Below are 271 nucleotides of genomic sequence, written 5' to 3'. Positions count from 1 at the left end.
CCTACAATACAAAGCTGGTAAGCAAACCGCCTGTCGAATGGGCAGATTTGGCTAAGCCAGAATGGAAGGGCGCGGTTAATATTCCAGACCCATCCTTGTCGGGTTCTGCACTTGATTTTATTTCCGGTTATTTGAATGAGCACGGAGATGGTGGTTGGACACTGTTCAAATCGTTGAAAGCGAACAACGTGGCGATGGTTGGTGCCAACAAAGAGGCGCGCGATCCTGTCATTACGGGTGCAAAAAGTGTTGTGATGGCTGGTGTGGATTA

1 protein-coding gene is annotated in these 271 nt (G+C 48.7%); it reads left to right on the top strand.

The genetic code is table 11. The annotated features are described in order from the left end of the window. Positions 1-271, top strand: a 271-nt coding sequence (locus tag SB775_RS29685; RefSeq protein WP_410864825.1) for an ABC transporter substrate-binding protein, incomplete at both ends; no start/stop codon positions are given.

This window comes from Peribacillus sp. SIMBA_075, assembly GCF_046534585.1.
Note: the sequence above shows the minus strand (reverse complement) of the source record. Positions and strands in the feature narration are given on the sequence as shown.